Here is a 6,900-nt window from a genome sequence, read left to right on the forward strand (position 1 = left end):
TGCATCCGTGCCCGCGCGACCTCGAGCAGGGCGACCAGCTCAGCCGGCGTGCGTGCCGATCCCACGTGCTCAATCACGTTGTCGCGGTCCCCGACACGCTCAGCGATCTGCACCGCCGTGGCCCCCGAAGCGGTCGGGACCTTCCGCACAAACACCACGAGCACCGACCCTACCGGCCCGATTAGTGTGTCAACCTCGAAGCCTTCAAGCCGCTGACCAGCACAAACATCCGGCCCGACCCGGAATCACGCCAACGTGGCACGAGTCAGGCCAGAGCGACCACGACCACGGTCGGCAGTTCATGGCGGCGGCCCTGCCGGGAGCGGGGATCGGGGATCGTGGACAACACCTCCCACACCGCGACCGGCACCGCCATCGCGGGACGGACATCATGGGCAGATAGGGCCTCAGCGGTCGGAATGAGGGAAGATACCGTTGCGGGCACGAGCGTCTCCGTTCGGAACGTCAGTGGACGTTAAGCACCCACCACGATCCACGGCCGCTCGTGCCCGCACTGCTTATACACCCGGCGTGTCACATCACGATGCAGACACACCACACGCCCGAGAATGAATCAGCCCTGAGTTAGCTCCTACGCGAGTTCCCTGCACAAGTCATCGAGCGTCGAGAAATTGGATACTTCGGCGAGGAATCCCGATTCCGCCCAAACCGTGCCCTCTACCACGGCACTATAAACCCGGTTCCGCTCGGAATCCTCGACAAGGATCGCGAACGCGTGGGCTGGAGTATAGAGCCGAGCATCGGGCGAAGTTGGCATTGGTGGAGCGTCAGGTTTCGGCTTGTCGGCTGGATTCGGGAGTGTCATCGTATGGAGAAAGAACAATGCCTCCCCGGTCGGCAAGCTTTCGTTCAGGGATAGCAACTGTTCGCTTACGTCCCCTTCAGGGAGGGACATGAGCATTGGGACGACAACATCTGCGGTCGCATCTACGAGCTTTCCCGAAACGATCTGGAGGTTCGACAACTTCCAACCGAAAATCCGATCGCGAGCTCCTTCATCCCCGACCTCGTCCACGAAGACGACGTGGGCGATTCTTGCCTTTACAATCACACTTGTTCGGGCCCTGAGTTCTTGGAGAGACGCGGGCGGCGGCAAAAATTCGACGGCTTCGCCGTAGCTGAATCGCTCGAACCCCCCGACAGGCTCACGGCTGCTCGCCGAGGCGGTTAGTGCACTCGTTATCGGACTGACGCTCGACGCGCGGACCGGCGCATCGTCGCGAATGGAGCCACAGGAGGCTGTAGCCACAAGAACACCGGCGACGACCGCGACACTCCGAACAGACATTTACGAACCTCCGTTACATCAGTAGTTATCATCGATATGATTCTGGTCATGACCTCGTATATAGGAAGGCGTACCTCAAGAATCATGAACGTTATAGAACATGCACGTCAGGTTCGACTCGGCCAACGGGAAGGTCGGGATTTCCGCGGGGTCGGTGGGCTTGTGCCTCAACCCGATAGTGTGACCGAGTTCGTGGCAGGCAACCCTGCGTCGTTGGTTGACATTGTCAAGGACGTCACTGCGGTTCCAGTAAGAGTATGAGTTTATTCGCAGATGCTGTCCCCGACACCATCGATTCGGGTGGCTTCCACCAGTTCCGGTATTGCCGGAGGCGCAATTCACCCAGCCGGCCACGTCGGGGTAATGGGGATAATAATCATCCGAAGCCACCACATCGGGCTGTGGGTCAGTTGTGGTGATGAACATATTCGTTACAGTGTCGGAATACTTGAAATCGGTAAATCGCGATATGGCAGTGGCCATCCCTGGTACGTCGTCAAGCGCCGCACTGGTGTCATACATTCCGACGCGTTTGATTGCATGGGAGGTGTTGTTTGCGAGCGAGACACAGGTGCCGGGGAACCCGGGCGTCGCGCTGTCGCACGCGGAGCCGAAGTTGTTGGCCGAGGCCGCCGTTGCGGGCAGTCCACAGGCAGTGGCCGCGAGAAGCCCGAGTGCAACCCTCAGCCCGCCGTGGTGAGCGACTATTTTCGGTTGCGCCGGAATTCTTCCCATCCCGGGCAGTATTACCCGCGCGGGGCGGCTTGTCGAGGGACCGAGTTCGACCAGAGCCGCCGGGGCCCTTATTCAATCGCCCACGTGACCCTGGTCAGCCAGCGCTGACCTGGCGGCTGCGCGGCACACCTCTGGGTCGACGGAGCATCGGATCCGGATCGATTCGACTTACCTCACGTCAAGCGCGAAACGTCCTGTGGTTCGGGTCCGGCGCCACCTGTCACAGTTCGGCCGGGACCGGACGCCTTGGGGTGAGAGCAAAGGAAGGACGACCCCGATGTCGACGCAGACGTCGAGGCGCTGGTCCGGGCGCGCGGGGCGCGCGTGATCCCTATCTTGCGCGGCGCTGCGACCCCACCGGCGGACGCGGCCGATGTCTTCCAGCAGGCCCTCCTGGTCGTCTGGCGTAAGCACGACGCGGCGCCGAGCGATGCGGGTGAGGCGCTCGCGTGGATGATTGGGATCGCCCGGCTCGAACTGGCCAACCACCGGCGCGGGAACCGGCGGCGGCTGGCCGCCACGGACCGGCTTCGTGCCGAACTCAGCGCGCAGCTCGCTCCAACCGGTTCGCCCGCCCCGACCGACGATCACGCCGAGCGGCTGCGCGCAGCCATCGCCGTGCTTCCCGAAGCCGACCGGGAGATCGCCCGCCTGACCTACTGGGACGCCCTGACGTCGAAGCAGGTCGGGGCGGTGCTCGGCCTCTCGCCGGCCGCCGTGCGCAAACGCCTCCAGCGCGCGCGGGCCACGCTCTCCACTCACCCGCTGCTCCAATCCAGCGAGGTCGAAGCTGACGGATTTCGTGCTTGAGCACGCCTCCCGTAAGATGGAGTGTCGGTCACGTGTGCGCATGCGCTCTCGCGTCTGTCTCACGCGGCCGATTTCGTATGGCCGGTCCCAGCACGCCAGGGGGGTCGGTCGCCAACCAGGATTGACGGAGGATATGGCCAAGAAGGACGGTGTCATCGAGGTCGAGGGCACGATCGTCGAGGCGCTCCCCAACGCGATGTTTCGCGTGGAGCTCAGCAACGGTCACAAGGTTCTCGCCCACATCTCGGGCAAGATGCGTCAGCACTACATCCGGATCCTCCCCGAGGACCGGGTCGTGGTCGAGCTCAGCCCGTATGACCTGACCCGCGGGCGCATCGTTTTCCGTTACCGGTAGCCCAACTCCGGTGGCCACACGGTCACCGGGACAGCCGATCGAGAAAAGACGAAGGCAATGAAGGTTCAGCCGAGCGTCAAGAAGATCTGCGACAAGTGCAAGGTCATCCGCCGCCACGGGCGCGTCATGGTGATCTGCGACAACCAGCGCCACAAGCAGCGCCAAGGCTGATCGCACCGCATACGCCGCAGAGCTTCCCCGACGACAACTGAAGAAACACGCAGACGCCCGACCCCCGCATACGGCGGGACGTCACCCCCGGCCCGGAGGCCGGGGACGGGCTGGCACGGCATACGGCCGTGAGCACCCACCCGACTGGCGCTGCACCGATACCTCCGGATGAACAGAAAAGGAATGCCATCCCATGGCACGTCTCGTTGGAGTCGACCTGCCGCGCGACAAGCGCGTCGAGGTCGCCTTGACCTACATCTTCGGTGTGGGTCGCACGACGTCCCAGAAGGCGCTGGAGGCCGCGGGCGTCGACCCGTCCGTCCGCGTCAAGGACCTCGTGGATGACCAGCTGGTCGCGCTGCGTGACTATCTCGAAGCGAATGTGAAGATCGAAGGTGACCTCCGCCGTGAGGTCGCCTCGGACATCCGCCGCAAGGTCGAGATCGGGTCCTATGAGGGCCTGCGTCACCGTCGTGGTCTGCCGGTTCGCGGTCAGCGGACCAAGACCAACGCCCGCACCCGCAAGGGCCCCAAGCGCACCGTCGCTGGCAAGAAGAAGGCTGGTAAGTAATGCCCCCCAAGGCACGCGCGACCAAGGTTCGTCGCAAGGTCAAGAAGAATGTCGCCGTGGGCCAGGCTCACATCAAGTCGACCTTCAACAACACCATCATCTCCATCACCGACCCCAGTGGTGCGGTGATCTCGTGGGCCTCCGCCGGCCAGGTCGGCTTCAAGGGCTCGCGCAAGTCCACGCCGTATGCCGCGCAGATGGCCGCCGAGGCCTGCGCCCGCCGCGCCATGGAGCACGGCATGCGCAAGGTCGACGTCTTCGTCAAGGGTCCCGGCTCGGGTCGGGAGACCGCCATCCGTTCCCTCACCGCCGCTGGCCTCGAGGTCGGTGCCATCTCCGATGTCACCCCCAGCCCGCACAACGGTGTCCGCCCGCCCAAGCGCCGCCGCGTCTGAGCCTTTCGAAAGCGAGAAATAGCTAAGTCATGGCTCGTTACACCGGCCCCATCACCAAGAAGTCCCGCCGCTACAAGCTCGACCTGGTCGGCGGCGACAAGAACTTCGACCTGCGTCCCTTCCCGCCCGGCCAGCACGGCCGCCGCCGCATCCAGGAGAAGGAGTACCTCACTCAGCTCCAGGAGAAGCAGCGCGCCCGCTTCACCTATGGCGTCATGGAGAAGCAGTTCCGTCGCTACTACGAGGAGGCGGCCAACCGCCCCGGTCAGACGGGTCACAACCTGCTGACCATCCTCGAGTCCCGCCTGGACAATGTCATCTACCGCGCCGGCCTGGCCCGGACCCGCCGCCACGCGCGTCAGCTCGTCACGCACGGCCACTTCGAGGTCAACGGCGTGCGCGTGGACGTCCCGTCCTACCGCGTCGAGCAGTACGACATCATCACGATCCGCAAGCAGTCGGTCGAGTCCTTCCCGTTCCAGCTGGCGCGGGAGACCTACGGCGAGCGTCCGGTCCCGGCCTGGATGCAGGTCGTCCCGGGCACGCTGCAGATCCTCATCCACCAGCTGCCCGTTCGCGAGCAGATCGACTCCCAGCTCACCGAGCAGCTGATCGTCGAGCTCTACTCCAAGAACTAGCCCTTCGGGCTGAGGTCAAGGAACCTCTGCTAGCAGACGTTAGTGAAATCAGCACACCTAGCACGGTCTGCAGATTTGACCAACCTCTGCTAGCAGAGGTTCCTTGGCCCGGCCCTGGGCGGCCCCGCCCAGCGGTGGGGAGCGGCGGCGGACATACCGAGGTCCGGCGTCGGCATACGAAGACATCAAATAGCGGGTGTCTTCGGGAAAGAAGAAAACAGTGCTGATCGCACAGCGTCCCCTCCTGACCGAGGAGGTCGTCGCCGAAAACCGCAGCCGGTTCGTCATCGAGCCGCTCGAGCCCGGTTTCGGCTACACCCTCGGCAACTCCCTGCGCCGCACGCTCCTGTCGAGCATCCCCGGCGCCGCCGTGACCAGCATCCGCATCGACGGGGTGCTGCACGAGTTCTCCACGATCCCCGGGGTCAAGGAGGATGTCACCGAGATCATCCTCAACATCAAGGGCCTGGTCGTCTCCTCCGAGGAGGACGAGCCCGTGGTGATGTACCTGCGCAAGCAGGGCCCGGGCGCCGTCACGGCCGCCGACATCGCCCCGCCCGCCGGTGTGGAGATCCACAACCCCGACCTGCACATCGCGACCCTGAACGACAAGGGCAAGCTCGAGATGGAGCTGACCGTCGAGCGCGGCCGCGGCTATGTCTCGGCGCAGCAGAACAAGTCCGGTGAGCAGGAGATCGGCCGCATCCCGGTCGACTCCATCTACTCCCCGGTGCTGGCCGTCACCTACAAGGTCGAGGCCACCCGTGTCGAGCAGCGCACCGACTTCGACAAGCTGATCGTCGACGTCGAGACCAAGAACTCGATGGCGCCCCGTGACGCGATGGCCTCTGCCGGCAAGACGCTCGTCGAGCTGTTCGGCCTGGCCCGTGAGCTCAACGTCGAGGCCGAGGGCATCGAGATGGGTCCGTCGCCGACGGATGCCGCTCTCGCCGCCGACCTGGCACTGCCGATCGAGGACCTCGAGCTGACCGTCCGCTCCTACAACTGCCTCAAGCGCGAGGGCATCCACACCGTGGGTGAGCTCGTCGGCCGGTCCGAGGCGGATCTGCTGGACATCCGCAACTTCGGCACCAAGTCCATCGACGAGGTCAAGGCCAAGCTGCATAGCATGGGTCTGGGCCTGAAGGACAGCCCGCCCGGATTCGACCCGTCCGCCCTCGGCGACCGCTACGACTCCTACGACGAGGACGACGACCTGTCCTTCGCCGAGGACGAGCAACTGTAAAAGCCGGCTCTGAGCGACCACATCACCTAGGAGAAATCAATGCCTACCCCCAAGAAGGGTCCCCGCCTCGGCGGCGGGCCGGCTCACGAGCGGCTGATCCTCGCCAACCTGGCTACCGCCCTTTTCGAGCACGACTCGATCACGACGACCGAGGCTAAGGCCAAGCGCCTGCGCCCGCTCGCCGAGCGCCTCGTCACCTTCGCCAAGCGCGGTGACCTGCACGCCCGCCGCCGCGTGATGACCGTCGTCCGCGACAAGGGCGTCGTCCACCGCCTCTTCGTCGAGATCGCTCCCGACATGGCCGAGCGCCAGGGCGGCTACACGCGCATCACCAAGATCGCGCCGCGCAAGGGCGACAACGCCCCCATGGCCGTGATCGAACTCGTCCGCGAGCCCGTCTCGGCCAAGCCGAAGCGCGCCGTCGTCGCCGAGGCCGAGGGCGCAGCCAAGCGCGCGGCCAAGGAGAAGAAGGCCAAGGACGCTCCCGTGGCCGCCGCTCCGGTCGAGGACGTCGTGGTCGAGGACATGGTGGCCGAGGACGTTCCGGTCGCCGAGGCCGAGGTGCAGGACGCCCCCGTCGTCGCGGACGCTCCGGTCGTCGAGGACGCCCCGGCTCCGGTGGTGGCGGAGGACGCAGCCGTCGATTCTGCTGCCCCTACCGCCAGCCAGA

At 65.0% G+C, this 6,900-nt stretch carries 10 protein-coding genes and 1 pseudogene; 8 read left to right on the plus strand and 3 right to left on the minus strand.

Translation table 11 applies throughout. From position 1 onward, the window contains the following. The 3 genes and pseudogenes from BN11_RS26340 to BN11_RS22550 form a co-directional block, all read right to left on the minus strand. A pseudogene (locus BN11_RS26340) lies at positions 1-158 on the minus strand (IS1634 family transposase); the annotation flags it as partial. Positions 159-592: 434 nt separating this feature from the next. Further along, positions 593-1,309 (minus strand): hypothetical protein, encoded by a 717-nt coding sequence (locus BN11_RS22545; RefSeq protein WP_157044049.1) that lies wholly within the window; start codon positions 1,307-1,309, stop codon positions 593-595. Between the two features lie 75 nt (positions 1,310-1,384). After that, positions 1,385-2,044 carry a zinc metalloprotease gene (locus tag BN11_RS22550; RefSeq protein WP_157044050.1) on the minus strand — a complete coding sequence of 220 codons (660 nt, stop codon included), beginning with the start codon at positions 2,042-2,044 and terminating at the stop codon, positions 1,385-1,387. Between the two features lie 300 nt (positions 2,045-2,344). On the opposite strand from BN11_RS22550, the gene BN11_RS08715 reads away from it, so the two are divergent. The 8 genes from BN11_RS08715 to rplQ form a co-directional block, all read left to right on the plus strand. Then, on the plus strand, positions 2,345-2,854 hold the full coding sequence (locus BN11_RS08715; RefSeq protein WP_083433631.1) for an RNA polymerase sigma factor: 510 nt from the start codon (positions 2,345-2,347) through the stop codon (positions 2,852-2,854). 133 nt (positions 2,855-2,987) lie between these two features. After that, positions 2,988-3,209, plus strand: a complete 222-nt coding sequence (infA, locus tag BN11_RS08720) for a translation initiation factor IF-1 (RefSeq protein ID WP_048696677.1) — start codon at positions 2,988-2,990, stop codon at positions 3,207-3,209. 57 nt (positions 3,210-3,266) lie between these two features. After that, positions 3,267-3,380 carry a 50S ribosomal protein L36 gene (gene rpmJ, locus BN11_RS08725; protein WP_048696678.1) on the plus strand — a complete coding sequence of 38 codons (114 nt, stop codon included), beginning with the start codon at positions 3,267-3,269 and terminating at the stop codon, positions 3,378-3,380. A 193-nt stretch (positions 3,381-3,573) separates the two neighbouring features. Beyond that, positions 3,574-3,951: a 30S ribosomal protein S13 gene (rpsM, locus tag BN11_RS08730; protein ID WP_048696680.1), complete on the plus strand. Its 378-nt coding sequence runs from the start codon at positions 3,574-3,576 to the stop codon at positions 3,949-3,951. Beyond that, positions 3,951-4,346, plus strand: coding sequence for a 30S ribosomal protein S11 (rpsK, locus tag BN11_RS08735; protein WP_048696682.1), 396 nt, complete (start codon positions 3,951-3,953; stop codon positions 4,344-4,346). Before rpsM ends, rpsK begins: the two co-directional genes overlap by 1 nt. 29 nt (positions 4,347-4,375) lie before the next feature. Further along, on the plus strand, positions 4,376-4,984 hold the full coding sequence (gene rpsD / locus BN11_RS08740) for a 30S ribosomal protein S4 (protein ID WP_048696684.1): 609 nt from the start codon (positions 4,376-4,378) through the stop codon (positions 4,982-4,984). 220 nt (positions 4,985-5,204) lie between these two features. After that, positions 5,205-6,230, plus strand: coding sequence for a DNA-directed RNA polymerase subunit alpha (locus BN11_RS08745; RefSeq protein WP_048696686.1), 1,026 nt, complete (start codon positions 5,205-5,207; stop codon positions 6,228-6,230). A 39-nt stretch (positions 6,231-6,269) separates the two neighbouring features. Next, the coding region (rplQ, locus tag BN11_RS25130) for a 50S ribosomal protein L17 (protein ID WP_083433632.1) at positions 6,270-6,900 on the plus strand (631 nt) is incomplete at its 3' end.

This window comes from Nostocoides australiense Ben110 (assembly GCF_001050535.1).
Lineage (GTDB): Bacteria > Actinomycetota > Actinomycetes > Actinomycetales > Dermatophilaceae > Nostocoides_A > Nostocoides_A australiense.